At 70.4% G+C, this 16,036-nt stretch carries 15 protein-coding genes; 4 read left to right on the top strand and 11 right to left on the bottom strand.

The features are described 5' to 3' along the window. Nucleotides 1-87 precede the first annotated feature (87 nt). Complete coding sequence (locus FHW12_RS02135) at nt 88-810, bottom strand: pseudouridine synthase (RefSeq protein ID WP_182529338.1); 723 nt, start codon at nt 808-810, stop codon at nt 88-90. Between the two features lie 93 nt (nt 811-903). Here FHW12_RS02135 and FHW12_RS02140 point away from each other — a divergent pair, with 93 nt between their 5' ends. Next, nucleotides 904-2,265 carry a delta-60 repeat domain-containing protein gene (locus FHW12_RS02140; protein ID WP_182529339.1) on the top strand — a complete coding sequence of 454 codons (1,362 nt, stop codon included), beginning with the start codon at nt 904-906 and terminating at the stop codon, nt 2,263-2,265. Between the two features lie 5 nt (nt 2,266-2,270). On the opposite strand, the gene FHW12_RS02145 is transcribed toward FHW12_RS02140, so the two are convergent. Then, a complete protein-coding gene (locus FHW12_RS02145; protein ID WP_182529340.1) occupies nt 2,271-2,843 on the bottom strand; it encodes an ECF-type sigma factor in 573 nt (190 codons plus the stop codon). 123 nt (nt 2,844-2,966) lie between these two features. Here FHW12_RS02145 and FHW12_RS02150 point away from each other — a divergent pair, with 123 nt between their 5' ends. Continuing rightward, nucleotides 2,967-5,681 carry a protein kinase domain-containing protein gene (locus tag FHW12_RS02150; RefSeq protein WP_182529341.1) on the top strand — a complete coding sequence of 905 codons (2,715 nt, stop codon included), beginning with the start codon at nt 2,967-2,969 and terminating at the stop codon, nt 5,679-5,681. 344 nt (nt 5,682-6,025) lie between these two features. Then, nucleotides 6,026-6,430: an MAPEG family protein gene (locus tag FHW12_RS02155; protein ID WP_182529342.1), complete on the top strand. Its 405-nt coding sequence runs from the start codon at nt 6,026-6,028 to the stop codon at nt 6,428-6,430. Nucleotides 6,431-6,627: 197 nt separating this feature from the next. Here FHW12_RS02155 and FHW12_RS02160 read toward each other — a convergent pair whose 3' ends face one another. Genes FHW12_RS02160 through folD form a run of 5 tightly spaced genes read right to left on the bottom strand, consistent with a single transcriptional unit; the run spans nt 6,628 to nt 11,191 of the window. After that, the gene (locus tag FHW12_RS02160; RefSeq protein WP_182529343.1) at nt 6,628-7,908 is read right to left on the bottom strand and encodes a TRAP transporter large permease; all 1,281 of its coding nucleotides are present in this window, start codon (nt 7,906-7,908) and stop codon (nt 6,628-6,630) included. After that, nucleotides 7,905-8,408, bottom strand: a complete 504-nt coding sequence (locus FHW12_RS02165) for a TRAP transporter small permease (RefSeq protein WP_182529344.1) — start codon at nt 8,406-8,408, stop codon at nt 7,905-7,907. Before FHW12_RS02165 ends, FHW12_RS02160 begins: the two co-directional genes overlap by 4 nt. Further along, a complete protein-coding gene (dctP, locus tag FHW12_RS02170; RefSeq protein ID WP_182529345.1) occupies nt 8,405-9,409 on the bottom strand; it encodes a TRAP transporter substrate-binding protein DctP in 1,005 nt (334 codons plus the stop codon). Before dctP ends, FHW12_RS02165 begins: the two co-directional genes overlap by 4 nt. Nucleotides 9,410-9,447: 38 nt before the next feature. After that, the gene (locus tag FHW12_RS02175) at nt 9,448-10,293 is read right to left on the bottom strand and encodes a TRAP transporter TatT component family protein (RefSeq protein WP_182529346.1); all 846 of its coding nucleotides are present in this window, start codon (nt 10,291-10,293) and stop codon (nt 9,448-9,450) included. 43 nt (nt 10,294-10,336) lie between these two features. Beyond that, a complete protein-coding gene (gene folD / locus FHW12_RS02180; protein ID WP_182529347.1) occupies nt 10,337-11,191 on the bottom strand; it encodes a bifunctional methylenetetrahydrofolate dehydrogenase/methenyltetrahydrofolate cyclohydrolase FolD in 855 nt (284 codons plus the stop codon). A gap of 77 nt (nt 11,192-11,268) precedes the next feature. Between folD and FHW12_RS02185 the strand changes: the two genes are divergently transcribed. Next, nucleotides 11,269-11,565, top strand: coding sequence for a DUF1244 domain-containing protein (locus FHW12_RS02185; protein WP_182529348.1), 297 nt, complete (start codon nt 11,269-11,271; stop codon nt 11,563-11,565). A 39-nt stretch (nt 11,566-11,604) separates the two neighbouring features. Here FHW12_RS02185 and moeB read toward each other — a convergent pair whose 3' ends face one another. The 4 genes from moeB to der are packed head-to-tail and all read right to left on the bottom strand — an operon-like array spanning nt 11,605 to nt 15,972. Then, nucleotides 11,605-12,744 (bottom strand): molybdopterin-synthase adenylyltransferase MoeB, encoded by a 1,140-nt coding sequence (gene moeB / locus FHW12_RS02190; RefSeq protein ID WP_182529349.1) that lies wholly within the window; start codon nt 12,742-12,744, stop codon nt 11,605-11,607. Between the two features lie 5 nt (nt 12,745-12,749). Next, nucleotides 12,750-14,003: a molybdopterin molybdotransferase MoeA gene (locus tag FHW12_RS02195; RefSeq protein WP_182529350.1), complete on the bottom strand. Its 1,254-nt coding sequence runs from the start codon at nt 14,001-14,003 to the stop codon at nt 12,750-12,752. Further along, entirely contained in the window at nt 13,975-14,562 is a 588-nt protein-coding gene (gene mobA, locus FHW12_RS02200) for a molybdenum cofactor guanylyltransferase MobA (RefSeq protein WP_182529351.1), read from the bottom strand. The genes FHW12_RS02195 and mobA overlap by 29 nt, the downstream gene beginning before the upstream one ends. A gap of 9 nt (nt 14,563-14,571) precedes the next feature. Continuing rightward, the gene (gene der / locus FHW12_RS02205) at nt 14,572-15,972 is read right to left on the bottom strand and encodes a ribosome biogenesis GTPase Der (RefSeq protein WP_182529352.1); all 1,401 of its coding nucleotides are present in this window, start codon (nt 15,970-15,972) and stop codon (nt 14,572-14,574) included. Nucleotides 15,973-16,036: the final 64 nt, after the last annotated feature.

The following is a 16,036-nucleotide window of genomic DNA, read 5'->3' on the forward strand; positions in this document are numbered from 1 at the left end:
TATCGACCTCATCGCCACCCGCCCATTCCCGCTGCGAGGCTCCTGCGCGGTTTGGCCGCATGCGCCGGCCGACTTCCGTCGTCCGGCCTACGCGTGGATCGCATGCCCGACCAGCGCGCCTTCCCAGCCGAACGCGCCGAGCAGCCGCTCCCAGGCCGGATCGAGCGGTGCCTCGAGCAACAGGGGCTCGCCCGTCGTCGGATGGCGCACCTCTAGCCGCCAGGCGTGCAGCAGCAAGCGGTGCACGCCGTAGTGCTGGCGGATCAGCCGGTTGTGGTCGCCGCGGCCATGGCTCGTGTCGCCGAGCAGGTGGTGCGAGATGTGATGGAAATGGCGCCGGATCTGCCGGTAGCGGCCGGTTTCGGGCGACACCTCGAGCAGCGAATAGCGCTGCTGCGGATAGCGGCCCTGGGCGATCGGCACCTCGACCGTCGCGAGCCTGCGCCAGCGCGTGAGCGCCGGCTTGGCCTCGCCGCTGAGGCTGGACCCCGACAGCGGGTAGTCGATCTCGCCGGTTTCCGCAGGCCAGCCGCGCACGACCGCGAGATAGGTCTTCTCCACCGAGCGCGCCATCAGCTGGCGACCGAGGTCGGCAGCCGCCGCCGCGTTGCGCGCGACGAGCAGCACGCCGCTGGTCGCGCGATCGAGGCGATGCACCGCATGCAGCGGCCCTTCGACCTGCAGGCGCAGGCGATCCATGAGGTAGTCGTCGTCGGCGCCGACGAGACGGCTGCGATGGACCGCGAGCCCTGCGGGCTTGTCGATCGCGAGCACGTCGTCGTCGGCATGCAGCAGGGGCAGTGTTGTCATCACGCCATTCTAGCCGTGGATGATCCCTGCCCCGTCCGCATTGCGTACGTGAGGACGACGGCGATCACCGCCGAATGTCCGCCGGAGCCCGCCATGCGCACGTCCTCGTTGTTCGTCCTTCCCCTCGCCATCGCCGCCGCGACGCAGGCACGCGCGCAGGCCGTCGATGGGGTCCTCGACACCTCGTTCGGCGGCGGCAGCGGCCAGAACGTCGTCGCGTTCGACCGTGGCGCCACCAACAAGGACTACGCCCGCGCGATCGTCGTCGATGGCGCGGGACGCAGCTACCTCGTCGGCGACGTCGACACCTCGACCGGACGGAAGATCGGTATCGTGCGCCTCCTCGCCAGCGGCGCGGCCGACGAGTCGTACGGCACCGACATGAACGCGCGTGTCGTCGCCCCGACCGGGCAGACCTCCATCACCGTGACGAGCGCGGCGTTCGATGCACAGGGCTACCTGCTCGTCGCCGGATCGAAACTGATCTCCGGCACGGACACGAGCTTCCTCGTCTGCCGCTTCGCTCCCGACGGCACCCTCGCCAACTTCGCGGGCGGCCAGACTGCGTGCAGCCAGCCCGACTTCAACGTCGGCGGTTTCCACACCGACACCGCCAACTCGATCCTCGTGCAGCCCGACGGCAAGATCGTCCTCGCCGGCTATGCCTCGAGCGACACCGGCACGACGCTCGCGATCACGCGACTGCAGCCGAACGGCGCACTCGACACCGGCTTCGGCAATGCGGGCAAGACGACCTATACGGGCGCACCGTTCGTGTCGTTCGACGCGACGCGGATCCGCCTCAACCCGGATGGCTCATTCATCACCGCCGGCTCGGCCTACGACGCCAACGCCGTGCACTTCGGCGTGCTCGTGCATGTCGGCGCCGACGGCGTCGTCGACACGGCATTCTCGGGAAATCACGGCTACGCACGTTCGCCCAGTTCGAAAATGGACTTCACGGACGTGATCTGGGACCCCCAATGGACGAACTACGTCGCCATCGGCAACCACTACGAAACGTCGGGCACCTATGGCGAAACCCATTGCTACCTGAAGAGCGGCGGCGGCGTCTCCTGCCCACACAACGGCGGCGGCGACTACCACATCGGCCATGACGTCCACTTCACGACATTGTTGCGCCAGGCCGACGGTCGCTGGCTCGTCGCCGGCGCCCACCGGGCGATCGAGGACGGACCGACGGACCTCTTCCTCGCGCGCCTCGATCCCGCGCTTGCGCTGGATACCGCGGAGTTCACCGCTCCTTCGGGCTACGCGGTCCACGACCTCGGCCTGCCCGGCCACCAGGAAGTCGGCACCGCGATGGCGCTGCAGCAGGGCCGGATCCTCGTCGCGGGCGCCGCGCTGCGCACGATGAACACGAACAACTACGACTTCGGCATCGCGGCCTTCACCCTCGACCGCATCTTCCAGACCGGTCTCGAGAAGCCGTGAGCCGCTCAGGCCGCCTCGAGTTCCTTCTGCAGGAACGCCTTCGCCGCGCGCGTGTCGCGCTTGATCGTCGGTTCGGACACGCCGAGCAGTTCGGCGATCTGCTTGACCTCGAGCCCGGCGAAGAAGCGCATCTCGACGACCTGCACGAGGCGCGGGTCGAGCAGCGCGAGCTTCTCCATCGCGCGGTCCATGCCGACGAGCTGGGCGGCCTGCTCGTCGACCGGCAACGGCGCGCCTTCGAGCACGTCGAGCGAAACATGCTCGGCACCGCCACCGCGACGCTCGGCGAGGCGCGCGCGTGCGTAGTCGATCACGACCTGGCGCATCGCACGCGCCGCGGTCGCGAAGAAATGCACGCGGTTCTCGAACACGCCGGCATGGCCCTCGAACAGCTTGAGGTAGGCCTCGTTGACGAGCACGCGCGTGTTCAGCGTCTCGCCGCGCCGATGGCGACCCAGTTCGGCGCGGGCGATGCGCAGCAGGTCGTCGTAGACGAGTCGCAGTGCTTCCTCGCGCGCGGCCGAGTCCCGTGCACTGGCGGCGATGACGCGGGTCAGTTCCGGATTGTCGCTGCTCATGGGACCCTCCTGTGGCGATGGTAATGCGGCCCCCGCCCGGCGTCAGCATCGCGGCGACGGGCGTGGCGATCCGGCCGCCGGACGCGACGGCGTAGAATCGACGAGGGGATGCGGAGGGGACGGATGGACGCGCAACGCTGGCGCCGTGCACGCGAATTGTTCGATGCGCTCGTGGACACGCCGCAGTCCGAATGGCGCGCGCGCGTCGCCGAGGCGTGCGCCGACGATCCGCTCGTGCACGACGAGGTGCTCGCGATGCTGCGCGCGGACCAGGCCACCGGTTCGCGCGCCGATTTCGACACCTGCCTGCCGGCCGCGGTCGCCGAACTCGCCGGACGCATCGCCGATGCGGCGGAGGACGAGGCGTCGCCGGCATGCGAAGGCCGCGCGGTCGGGCCGTTCCGCCTCGTGCGCGAGATCGGTCGCGGCGGCATGGGCGCGGTGTGGCTCGCCGAGCGCGCCGACGGTGCGTTCCGCCAGCGCGTCGCCGTCAAGCTCATCCGCAGCGGTTGGGACGTCGACGAGGTGCTCGCGCGATTCCGCGCCGAACGGCAGATCCTCGCCGGCCTGCAGCACCCGAACATCGCCCACCTCGTCGACGGCGGCGTGACCGCCGACGGCAAACCGTGGCTCGCGCTCGAGTACATCGACGGCGAGGACCTGCGCGCCTGGTGCGACGGCCGCCGGCTCGACCTCGGCGCGCGGTTGCAGTTGTTCCTCACCGTCTGCGACGCGGTCGCGCACGCGCACCAGCGCCTCGTCGTGCACCGCGACCTCAAGCCGTCGAACATTCTCGTCGGCCGCGACGGCGTCGTGAAGCTGCTCGATTTCGGCATCGCCAAGCTGCTCGACGCGGCCGACGGCGGCATCAGCGCGACGCGCGTGTTCACGCCCGAGTACGCCGCGCCCGAGCAGGTGCGCGGCGAGTTGCTGACGACGGCGGTCGACATCCACGCACTCGGCCTGCTGCTGTACGAGCTGCTGTGCGGGCGGCGCCCGTTCGAGGCGGAGCATGCCACTCCGGCGGCGTACGAGCGCGCCGTGCTCGACCAGGAACCGACGCGGCCGAGCCTCGCCGTGACGCGCGACGGCGACGACGGCGCGACGATCGCGGCGAGCCGCGACCTCGCGCCCGCGCGCCTGCGCCGCGAACTGCGCGGCGACCTCGACGCGATCGTGCTGAAGGCGCTGCGCAAGGAGCCGAACCAGCGCTACGCGAGCGTGCAGGCGTTCGCCGACGACGTGCGCCGCCACCTCGCGCGGCAACCCGTGCTCGCCCGTCGTGGCAGCTGGCGCTACCGCAGCGCACGCTTCCTGCACCGGCACGCGCTCGCGGCGGCGCTCGCGGGCATCGCGGCGCTCGCGCTGTGCGGGGGCCTCGGCGCCGCGTTGTGGCAGGCGCACGCGGCGGGCGTGCAGCGCGACAGCGCGCGCGCGGCGCTCGCGTTCATGCGTTCGCTGTTCGACAACGCCGACCCGGCGCACCGCAAGGGCGACCAGCTCAGCGCGCGCGACCTGCTCGATGCCGGCACGCGCACGATGCGCACCGCCCTGCCCGGCGAGGACGCCGCACGCGGCGACCTGCTGCTGACGATGGCGTCGGCCTATCTCGGGCTCGAGCAGCTCGAGGCGGCGGCACCGCTCATCGACGAGGTGCGTACCACCGCCGAGGCACGCGGCGACCGCGCCCAGCTCGCGGCCGCGCTCGTCCAGCAATGCCGCCTGCGCGACCTCGGCAATCATTCGGACGAGTGCCCGTCCCTGCTCGACCGCGCGGAGAGCCTGCTCGATACGCGCGATCCCGCGCAGGCGCGCCTCGTCGCCTATTCGCTCGCCTTGCGCGTGTACGGCCTGCAGCTCGCGAACCGCTACGACACGATCGTCGATTCGATGCGGCGTGGACTCACCCTGCTCGGCGACGGCCGCGAAGACCGTTACCTGCGCGTCGAACTCGCCTCGCACCTCGCATTCGCATTGAATCGGCTGGAGCGCCCCGCCGAGGCCGAACGCGTGCTCGCGCCGTGGCTCGCCGAACTGCGCCACGACGACGACACCGAGCGCGTGCTGCTCGTCGATACGCTCGGCACGCTGTCGAGTTCGCTCGGCGCGCTCGGCCGGCACGACGAAGCGATCGCGATGCAGCGCGAGGCGGTCGACGTCGCCGAGAAGCTGTACGGACGCGACGACCCGACCGTCGCGGAGTCGTACAACACGCTCGCGCGCACGTTGAGCGGTGCCGGCAGGCTCGACGAAGCAGTCGCCGCGATGCTGCGCGCGGTCGAGCTCGATCGCGGCAACGAAGCCGGCGGCAAGAACCCCGAACTCGCGAGCGCGCTCTGCAACCTCGCGGTGTTGCTGGTCAAGCAGGAACGCTACGACGAAGCGCGTGCCCGTCTCGACGAGGCGATCGCGGTGGCGCAGACCGCCGAGTTCGACGCGGACCTCGGTCGAAGCCTCTGGTGGCGCGCCGTCGTCCACCTCGTCGCCGGCCATGCTCCTGCCGCGCGCGCCGACGAGAAGCGCATGGTCGACGTGCTCGCGCCGACCCACGCCGCCGACGACGAAGCGATGCTGCGCGGTCGTGCACTCGCATTCGCGGCCGACCTGGTCGAGCGCGGGCCTGCAGCGGCGAACGACTCCGCGTGCGCCGATGCCGCCGCGGTCGCGGACGCGTTCTCGCGCACGCCTCAGCCCGCCGGCGCCGATGCGCGCTTCGCGGCGCACCTCGCCGCGTTGTGTGCGCAGCGATCGCCGCCGGCAACGCCGGTGCCGCCGCTCGCCGCCCACTACGCGCGCATCGCCGAACGCATCGGCGAGCCGTGGGCGCAGGTGCGATGAGTACGAAGGCATGTGAGGGTCGACGGACGCACGACGCTGGAGCGCAGGCGGATCGATGCAGACGTAGCCGTCCATCGCGCGTCCGCGCATGACCAGGGGGCGCGTGTCGCGCCCTTTGCGAAACAGGAGTCCCCGCTTGGACGTGGCGCCTACGAGGTTGCCATGCAACATGAAGCCATTGCCGCCGGACATCCGCACTTCGCGCACGTCACCAACATCGCGCAACGCGTCTCGAACGTGATTCGTGGATACCGGTTCCGGCGTCATCCAATGCCGCCCGACCAAGTGCAGTGGACGCGCGCGATATATGCTTGAGCGGACCGCTCGTTTCCAAGAGGCACGACATGCGCCCAAGCTTCGAATTGATGATGTTGGCAGCCGCGGGTCTGTGGGGCTTTGTGCAGCTGGTCGCGGCGGCGCAAGCCGCGAACGTTCAATATGGCCTGAGATGGGCGGCGAGCCCACGCGATGTCGAGATGCCCCCCCTCGAACGCATCCCCGGACGCATCAACCGTAACTTCCGCAACTACATGGAGACGTTTCCGTTCTTCGTCGTCGCCATTTTCACCGCCGAGCTGACCGGTGTTCACGACGCGCTGACGCACTGGGGTGCGGTGGCCTATCTCGGCGGGCGCATCGTCTACACCGTTCTTTACATATCGGGAATACCGCTCGTCCGATCGCTGTTCTGGAACGTCGCCGCCTTTGGCATGCTGGCAGCCTTGGCCGCGCCTTTCCTGCCTCGCTGACGGGCCGCTCACCGCCTGTCCGCGAGACGAAAACAATCTCTCGGCACGCGCAGTGCGCCCTGGCCGCCTGCTGGATCGAGTTCGGGCAGCGATCGCCGGCGCGAAGATCGTCGCGCTGTCGGCCGGCCTAGTCTGGTGCCGGTCGAGGCGGACACGGTCGAGGACGCATTGCGGCGCCGGCGCGCGCCCGCCGCGGTTCACCGCACGAGCGCGAGCGAAAGCTCCGGCCAGTAGGTGATCGCGAGCACCGCGCCGAACAGGATCAGGAAGAACGGCAGGCTCGCGCGCACGAGCATGATCACCGGCTTGTCGAAGCGCATGCTCGCGATGAACAGGTTCATGCCGACCGGCGGCAGGAAGATGCCGAGCTGCAGGTTGGCGAGGAACACGATGCCGAGGTGGACCGGGTCGACGCCGTAGTGCAGCGCGACCGGCAGCACGAGCGGCACGAGGATGATGATCGCCGGGAAGCCCTCGAGCAGCATGCCGAACACGAGCAGGAACACGTTGAGGATGAGCAGGAACGTGCCCCGGCTCGTGATGTGCGCCTGGATCGCCTGGAACAGCTTTTCCGGCACTTCGGCGTCGATGAGCCAGTTGGTCAGCGCGAGCGAGAAACCGAGGATGACGAGGATCGCGCCGACCAGCAGCATCGCCTCGCGTGCGATCGCGGGCAGCTTGCGCAGCGGGATCTCGCGGCGGACCAGCACCGTCACGACCAGCACGTACAACGCGGTCGCGGCCGCCGCTTCCGATGCGGCGAGCTTGCCCGAATAGATGCCGCCGAGGATCACGAACGGCAGCGGGATTTCCCAGGCCGCGCCCCGCAGTGCGGCGAGCAGTTCCTTCGCACTGACCTTCGCATGGGTCACGCCGACGCGTCGCGCGTGCCAGACGCTGTAGATGCCGAGCAGCAGCACCATCAGCGCGCACGGCAGCACGCCGGCCTTGAACAACGCGTCGATCGTGACGGGCGGCGTCGTGTGGAACTGCTGCGCGACGACGCCGTAGAGGATCAGCGGCATCGAAGGCACGAGGATGAGGCCGAGGCTGCCCGACGCGGTGAGCAGGCCGAGCGAGAACTTTTCGCCGTACTTCTGCTGCAACAGGGCCGGATACAGCACGGCACCGAGCGCGACGATGGTGACGCCGGTCGCGCCGGTGAACGCGGTGAACATCGCACAGGCGATCACCGCGACGATCGCGAGGCCGCCCGGCAGCCAACCGAGCAACGCGTTGGTCACGCGCACCATGCGTTGCGGCGCCTGGCTCTCGGCGAGCAGGTAGCCGGCGAGCGTGAACAACGGGATCGCGATCAGCGCCGGCATGTCGGCGAGGCGGTAGAACTCGACCGCGACGGCGACACCCTCCTGCCCCGCCGCATGGAAGCCGAGCAGCGCGACCGCGGCGATCAGCGCGAACAGCGGCGCGCCGAGCGCGGCGAGGAGGAGCAGTACACCCGCGATGAGCCAGGTCACGGCAGCTCCGGCGCGAGCGCGGGCGCATCGCTGCGCGGCGGCATGAACGCGCGCAGCGCGAGGCGCAGCGCGAGCAGGCCGAAGCCGACCGGAACGATCGCCTCGATCGCCCAGTTCGGGATGCCTGCGGTGGACGCACCGGAGTCGACGTCGAGCTGCACGAGGCCGACGCCGTGCCACGCCATCGTCGCGGACACGGCCGCGGCGAACAGCAGCGTGACCACGCGCAGCACGCGTCTCGTGCGGCCGTGCACGAAGTGCGTGACGAGGTCGAGGCCGATGTGCTTGTCGTCGCGCGCGGCGGCGAGCGCGCCGAGCATCGCCGCCCACAGCACCATCGCGCGCAGCAGCGGGTCGGCCCACGACAGGCCGCTTTCGAACACGTTGCGCAGCACGATCTGCGCGCCGGCGAGCACGACCATCGCGAGCACGAGCGCGGCGACGAGGCCAGTCTCGATGCGCTCGATCCAGCGCACGAGGGTCGCGCCCGGCGTCGTCATTTGGCCGGACCGCCGCGCGCTTCGGCGAGCGCCGCAGTCAGTGCCTTGAGCATCTCCGGCGACAGCGCGCCTTCGCCCTGCAGTTGCTTGAACACGTCGTCGCCGACCGCCTGCCAGTTCTTGCGCTCGGCGTCGGACGGCGCATCGAAGCTGATGCCCTGCTGCTTGAGCGCGTCGCGCGCCGAGGTGTTGTCGTTGCGGTTGCTCGTCTCGAGGCGCGCGAAGCCGGCGCCGAACTCCGCCTCGACGACCTTCCGGTCGTCGGCACCGAGCGCGTCGAATGCCTTCTTGTCGACGACGACTTCGCCGACGACGTAGCTGAGCGGCAGGTCGACGACGTGCTTGATCTTCGTGTGCCACTGGAACGCGAGCGCACCGGAGGTGGTGTTCGCGGCGGAATCGATGAGGCCGGTCTGCAGGCTCGTGTAGACGTCGGACAGCGGCAGCGGGATCGGCGTGACGCCGGCCGCCTTGAACGCGAGTTCGGCCACCTTGTCGCCCTGCGGCACCCACACCTTGGCCGCCTTGAGGTCGTCGCGCGTCTTGATCTCGCGCGTGCTCATGAGATACGCGAAGCCACCGCCGCTGACGCCGAGCAGTTCGTAACCGTCCTTGGCGAATTGCTGCTTCAGGAGCGGATCGAGCTTGGCGCGCACCTTGTCGACCTCGTCCTGGCTGCGGAACATGAACGGCAGGCTGTAGATCTGCGCGTCCCGGGTCATGATCGACGCTTCGCCGCCGGTGAACGCGCCGCCCTGCAACTGGCCGATCTTCATCTTGCGCAGCACGGTCGCGTCGTCGCCCATGACGCCGCCGGGATAGAACTTCATCTCGACGCGGCCTTCGGTCTTGGTCTTGATCGCGTCGCCGGCGGCGCGCATCTCGCGCATCCACGCGGTCCCGTCCGGAGCGATCGTGGCGATCTTCAAGGTCGCGGCGTCGGCTGCGCCCGCGGCGAGCGCGAGGGCGGCGGCGATCAGGGTCTTGTTCGAGAGATTCATGGTCGTTTCCATCGGTTCGTATGCGGGCGCGGGCGCCCTCAGAAGAAATCCTTGCCCGATTCGAGCAGCTTGCGCGCGCGCTGCTGCGCGAGCGTGTTGATCAGCGTGAGCCCCGGTGCGTGCGGATCGGTCGCGAGCACTTCGTTCAGCAGCTTGTCGTGCAGCTCCTGGTCGAACACGAGCCGCGCATAGTGCTGCGCATACAGCACGCGCACCATCTGGTTGCGCCCGCCCGACAAAGCAAGCGCCTTCTCGAAATCCGCCTTGCCCTCTTCCGGCTTGCCGCCGAGGCTGGCCGGGCGCAGGGTCGCGAGCACGCCGAGGTACATGTAGGGCTCGCCCTGCGCGTGTTCGGGCGCGATCGCGACGACGCGCTCGAGCAAGGCCTGCACCTTCGGGATGTCGGCGATCGCCTTCCAGTCGTCGCTGTTGGCCTGGATGCGGCCAGCCCACGCCGCCGCGAGCGCGTACAGCGTCGCGGCGTCCTTGCTTCGTGCGACCTCGGCCTGGAACGGCTCGAACGGCGCGTCGATCTGCTGGCACAACGATGCGCTCGTGATGCAGGTCGCCCGCCGGGCGTAGTCGAAACTGCGCGCGGACAGGCGTTTGGCGCGCGCCGGATCGTCGACGAAACCGCCGGCGTAGGCGCCGTACAGGCGTGAACCGGCCAGCAACGCGCCGGTGTTCTCCGGATCACCGTGGATCACGCCGTCGACCAGCAGCAACCACGACGGAATGCCGTCGCGGGCGAGTTCGACGTCGTCCTGGTCGAGGACGCCGGCCGTCAGGCTGTCGGCAAGCCGCTGGCTCGCGCGGTTGACCACGCCGGCGCAGCCACCCAGCACGAACAGCGTGGCGAGGAAGAGGATTCGAATGGGCTTCATGCGCATCTCGGCGTTCCGGCGCGGGCGAGGCCCGCGCGCTGCTTCAGTCGAAAAAGGTCCCCGCGGCTTCCAGCGTATTCTCCATAAGCGTCGCGACGGTCATCGGTCCGACCCCGCCGGGTACCGGCGTGATCCACGACGCACGCGCGGCCGCGGCTTCGAACTCCACGTCGCCGACCAGCCGGCCGTCGTCGAGGCGGTTGATGCCGACGTCGATGACGACCGCGCCGGGCTTGATCCATTCACCCTTGACCAGGCCCGGCTTGCCGGCCGCGACGACGACGATGTCGCCTTCGGCGACCTCATGGCGCAGGTCTTGCGTGAACTTGTGGCAACCGGTCGTGGTGCAGCCGGCGAGCAGCAGCTCGAGGATCAGCGGCCGACCGACGTGGTTCGACACACCGACCACGACCGCCTTGCGGCCGCGCACCGGACGATCGGTGTGCGCGAGCAGGGTCATCACGCCCTTCGGCGTGCACGGTCGCAGGCCGCGCTGGCGCAGCGCGAGGCGACCGACGTTCTCGGCCTGGAACCCGTCGACGTCCTTGCGCGCGTCGATGCGGTCGATCAGCAGCGTCGGATTGATGCCCGCCGGCAGCGGCAGCTGCAGCAGGATGCCGTGCACGCCGGGATCCGCGTTGAGGCGGTCGATCAGCTCGACGAGTTCGTCCTCGCGCGTGCCGGCCGGCAGGTCGTAATCGAACGAGCGGAAGCCGACGTGCTTGCAGGCGCGGCGCTTGTTGCGCACGTAGACCGCCGACGCAGGGTCCGCACCGACGAGGATCACCGCGAGCCCCGGCGCCTGCTTGCCCGCAGCGACGCGCGCGCGGACGCGGGCGGCGACGCTGTCGAGCAGGTCATCGGCGATGCGGCGGCCGTCGAGGAGTCGCGCGGTCATTTCGATTCCATGCGAAAGCGGGCATTATCCCACGCCCGTGCGGCGCGGCTCAAACCGCGCCGCGCACAGGAGGCGCCATGTCCGATCTCGAAACCGAACTCGAAGCAGCCGCGTTCCGCCACCTGCTCGACCACCTGCGCCGGCGCACCGACGTGCAGAACATCGACCTCATGATCACCGGCGGCTTCTGCCGCAACTGCCTCGCGGACTGGTATCGCGAAGCCGCCGAGGAACGCGGCGTGGAACTCGACAAGGACGCCGCGCGCGAGCGCATCTACGGCGAACCGTTCGCCCAATGGAAGGCGAAGCACCAGCCCGAGGCGACGCCGGAGCAGCTCGCTGCGTTCGCAGCGGCGCGGCGTGACCACGCGTAGGCGTCGCGGCGACGATGCCGGCTGCGCCGCGCGCCCGGCCTACGCAGCGCAGATCCGCGCGACGTCTTCGTAGCCGCTGAACGTCGCGGCCGTGCCGCAACCGGGACAGTAGGGATCGCGCGGCAACCGCAGCTCGCGGAACGTGCCGGCGAGCGCGTCGTGGCACAGCAGGCGACCGACCAGCGGCTCGCCGACGCCGAGCACGAGCTTGAGCACCTCGTTCGCCTGCAACAGGCCGACGATGCCCGGCATCACGCCGAGCACGCCCGCCTCGCTGCAATTCGGCGCGTCCGCCGCGGACGGCGGTTGCGGGAACAGGCAGCGGTAGCACGGCGAATCCGCGCGACGCGGATCGAACACGCTCACCTGGCCGCTGAAGCGGTGCACCGCGCCGTACACCAGCGGCAAACCGAGACGCACGCTCGCGGCGCTGAGGAGATAGCGCGTCGGGAAATTGTCGGCGCCGTCGACGACGAGGTCGTGCCCGCGCACGATCGCCTCGACGTTCGCCGCACGCAGGCGCTCGCGCACGGTTTCCACGTGCACGCCGGGATTGAGTGCATTGAGCGCCGTGCGTGCGGAGTCGACCTTCGGCTCGCCGATGCGCGCGTCGGCGTGGATGACCTGGCGTTGCAGGTTCGAACGCTCGACGACGTCGTCGTCGACGAGCGTGAGCGTGCCGACACCCGCGGCGGCGAGGTAGAGCGCGATCGGCGCGCCGAGTCCCCCTGCGCCGACCAGCACGACGCGCGCGCGCGCGAGTTTCTGCTGGCCCGCGACGCCGACTTCCGGAAGCACGAGATGCCGGGCGTAGCGCTCGGTCGCGTCGGCGTCGAGCGCGCCGTGTTCCATCGGCAGCCCGAGCTGGCGCCAGCGCGCGTGGCCGCCGCGCACGGAGCGCGCGTTCGCGTAGCCGAGTCCGCGCAGGGTCTTCGCCGCAAGCAGCGAGCGCGCGCCGCTCGCGCAGATCGCGAGAATCTCGCGGTCGCGCGACGGCGCGAGGTCGGCGATGCGCCGCTCGATCTCGCCGCGTGGCAGGCCGAACGAACCGCTCGCATAGCCGCCCGCGCGCTCGTCGTCCTCGCGCACGTCGAGCAGCAGCGCGCCGCCGTGCTGGCGTTCGAGCGCGGCGGCCGCGTCGATTTCCAGTGTGTCGGCAGGGTCGGGATTCGGATTCATCGCGTTCAGCCCAGGCCCGGCAGCGGCAGGATATCGACGACGGCGCCCGCTTCGAACTCGCGCGCGCCTTCCGGCAAAGCAACGAGGACATCGGCGTCGGCGATGCCGCGCAGCATGCCCGAGCCCTGCTTCTCGAGCGGGGTCGCCCAGCTGCCGCCGTCGTCGCGCCATTCGAGGTGCGCGCGCAGGTATTCGGCGCGTTCGTGGCGTTTCGCAAGCGGCACGGCCAGGCGCGCCTTGCGCGGCGCTGCGTCCGCTTCGTTCGATCCCTGCAACGCGAGCAGCGCCGGGCGTACGAACAGCTGGAACGTCGCGAGCGTCGACACCGGATTGCCGGGCAAGGCGAACACGAGCGCACCGTCGATGCCGCCGCAGAGGATCGGCATGCCCGGTTTCATGCGCACCTTCCAGAAATGCACGTGGCCGAGTTCGGCGACGAGGCGCGGCATGTAGTCGGCCTCGCCGGCGGAGACGCCGCCGCTGCTGATGACGACGTCGCAGCGCCGGGCCGCATCGAGCAGGGCCGCGCGCAACGCATCGGGATCGTCGCGCAGGTGGCCGACCGGCTCGGGTTCGATGCCGAGTGTGCGCAGCATGCCGCCGAGGCTGTAGCGGTTGCTGTCGTGGATCTGGCCGTAACCGAGCGCCTGCTCCGGCGGCACGAGCTCGTCGCCGGTCACGAACAGCGCGACGCGTGGGCGCCGGGCGACGCGCGCGTGCGCGTGGCCGCAGGCGGCGAGCACGCCGAGGCGCGCGGGCGTGAGCGTGTCGCCGCTGCGCAGCGCCTGTTCCCCCGCGCGGATGTCCTCGCCAGCGGGCCGCACATTCGCACCCGCGTGCTCGCCGGCCGCGACGACGACCACGTCGCCGTCGACGCGCACGTTCTCCTTGATCACGACCGTGTCCGCCCCGCGCGGCAACGGTGCGCCGGTCGTGATGCGCACGCATTCGCCGCGACCGAAGGCGACGTCGGCCGGCGCGCCCGCGAACATCTGCGCGGCGACGCGGAAGCGCCGCTCGCCTTCGCGCGGCAGTTCCTCGCCGCGCAGGGCGTAGCCGTCCATCGCCGCGTTGGCGAACGGCGGCTGGTCGCACGCGGCGACGAGGTCGGCCGCGAGCACGCGGCCGAGCGCGTTCTCGAGCGCGACCCGCTCGCTCGCGTGCCGCCGCTCGGCGCACAACGCGAGCACGCGCGTGCGCGCGTCGGCGACCGACAGCCGGGTCGGGAACTCAGCCGATGGAGCGTGGCCTGGCGGCATGGGCGATGAAGTCTTCCGGCGTGTTGAGGTTGTGGAACTGCTGGCCGCGGTCGGCGAAATCAAGCTCGCGCACGCCGATCGCATCCTGCCACGCCCACACGCCCTGCGCCGACGCCGCGGCCGACGCGGCGGAACCGGCGAGTTCGCGCCGGTACAGCGCGAACAGTGGCTGGCGCATCGCGCCGTCGTGGGCGACGACCGCGGACGCGGCGTGCGCGAGCGCTTCGCGCAACAGGCGTTCGGCGAGGTCGGAGGGAGGATCGGGGCAGTCCACCGGCACGGTGAGCAGCCAGGGCGTGTCGCACGCGACGCACGCGGCGGCGATGCCCGCGAGCGGCCCGTGGCGTTCGCCGTCCGCGTCCGCGACCGTGCGCGCGTAGCGCGCATAAGCGTCGTGGTTGCGGTTCGCGACGATGAGCATCGCGTCGACGCCGCGCAACGCAGCGACGACGTGTTCGACCAGCGGGATGCCGGCGAGCGGCTCGAGTCCCTTGTCGCGTCCGCCGAGTCGCGTGCCGGCGCCGCCGGCGAGGATGGCTGCGGTGATCGCCGGCGCCATCGCGGCGTTCTAGCGCTTGCCGCGCTTCGCGTTGCGGATCATGCGCGTGCGCCGGCGCTGCTGGCCCTCGGTGAGTTCATTGCGCTTGCCGGCGTACGGGTTCTCGCCGTCGCGGAACTCGATGCGGATCGGCGTGCCCTCGAGGCGATAGCGCTTGCGGAAGAAATTCTCGAGGTAGCGTCGGTAGCCTTCGGCGATGTGCTTGGTGCGCGCGCCATGGATGATGATCGTCGGCGGATTCGAACCGGCCGGGTGCGCGTACTTGAGCTTGGGCGTGTGGCCGCGTACGAGCGGTGGCTGGTAGGCCTGGTACGCCTGCTCCACCGCGCGCGTGAGTTCGGACGAGGTGAACTTGTGGTTGGCCGACGCGTAGGCGCGGTTGACCGCCTTCATGAGCTCGGCGATGCCGCTGCCGTGCAGCGCCGAGATGTACACCTGGCGCGCCCACGCGGCGAAGTCGAGCTTGCGCGCGAGCGAGGTCACGCACTGCTCGCGCTGGTACTTGTCGAGGCCGTCCCACTTGTTGACCGCGACGACGAGCGCGCGGCCGGATTCGAGCACGTGGCCGATCAGCGTCGCGTCCTGCTCCGATACGCCTTCGCGTGCGTCGAGCATGAGCACCGTCACGTGCGCGGCTTCGACCGACTGCAACGACTTGATCACGCTGAACTTCTCGAGCGCGTCCTCGATGCGCGCACGGCGCCGGATGCCCGCGGTGTCGATCAGCGTGTAACGCTTGCCGTCGCGTTCGAGCGCGATGCGGATCGAGTCGCGCGTCGTGCCGGGCACGTCGGACGCGATCACGCGCTCCTCGCCGAGCAGGCGGTTGACGAGGGTCGACTTGCCGGCATTCGGCCGGCCGACGATCGCGACGCGGATGCCGTCGTCGGCGGTCTCCGCGAGCGCATCGACGTCCACCTTCGGCAGCAGCGACTGCACCGTCGCGAGCAACGGCGTCACGCCGCGCGAGTGCGCGGCCGAGGTGAGGAACAGGTCGGCGACGCCGAGCGCTGAGAATTCGGCGATGACCCCGTTCTCGTCGAGCCCATCGACCTTGTTGACCACGAGCAGCATCGGCTTGCCCGAGCGGCGCAGGCGATCGAGGATCGCGCGGTCGGTCGGCAGCACGCCGTCGCGCGCGTCGACCGTGAGCAGCACGAGATCCGCTTCGTCGATCGCGAACTGCGCCTGCCGCGCGGTATGGCTGTCGAGGCCTTCGGCATTCTCGATGAAGCCGCCGGTGTCGACGACGACGAACGGCGCGGCGCCGAGGCGGCACACGCCGTAATGGCGATCGCGCGTCACGCCCGGCAGGTCGTGGACGAGCGCGTCGCGCGTACGCGTGAGCACGTTGAACAGGGTCGACTTGCCGACGTTCGGGCGCCCGACCAGGGCTACTACGGGCAGCATCACTCGCTCCGCGGAAAAAAACGAACCCCGCGCCGGCTACGGCGCGGGGGTATCAGGATAGCGG

The organism is Dokdonella fugitiva (genome assembly GCF_014138265.1).
GTDB lineage: Bacteria > Pseudomonadota > Gammaproteobacteria > Xanthomonadales > Rhodanobacteraceae > Dokdonella_A > Dokdonella_A fugitiva_A.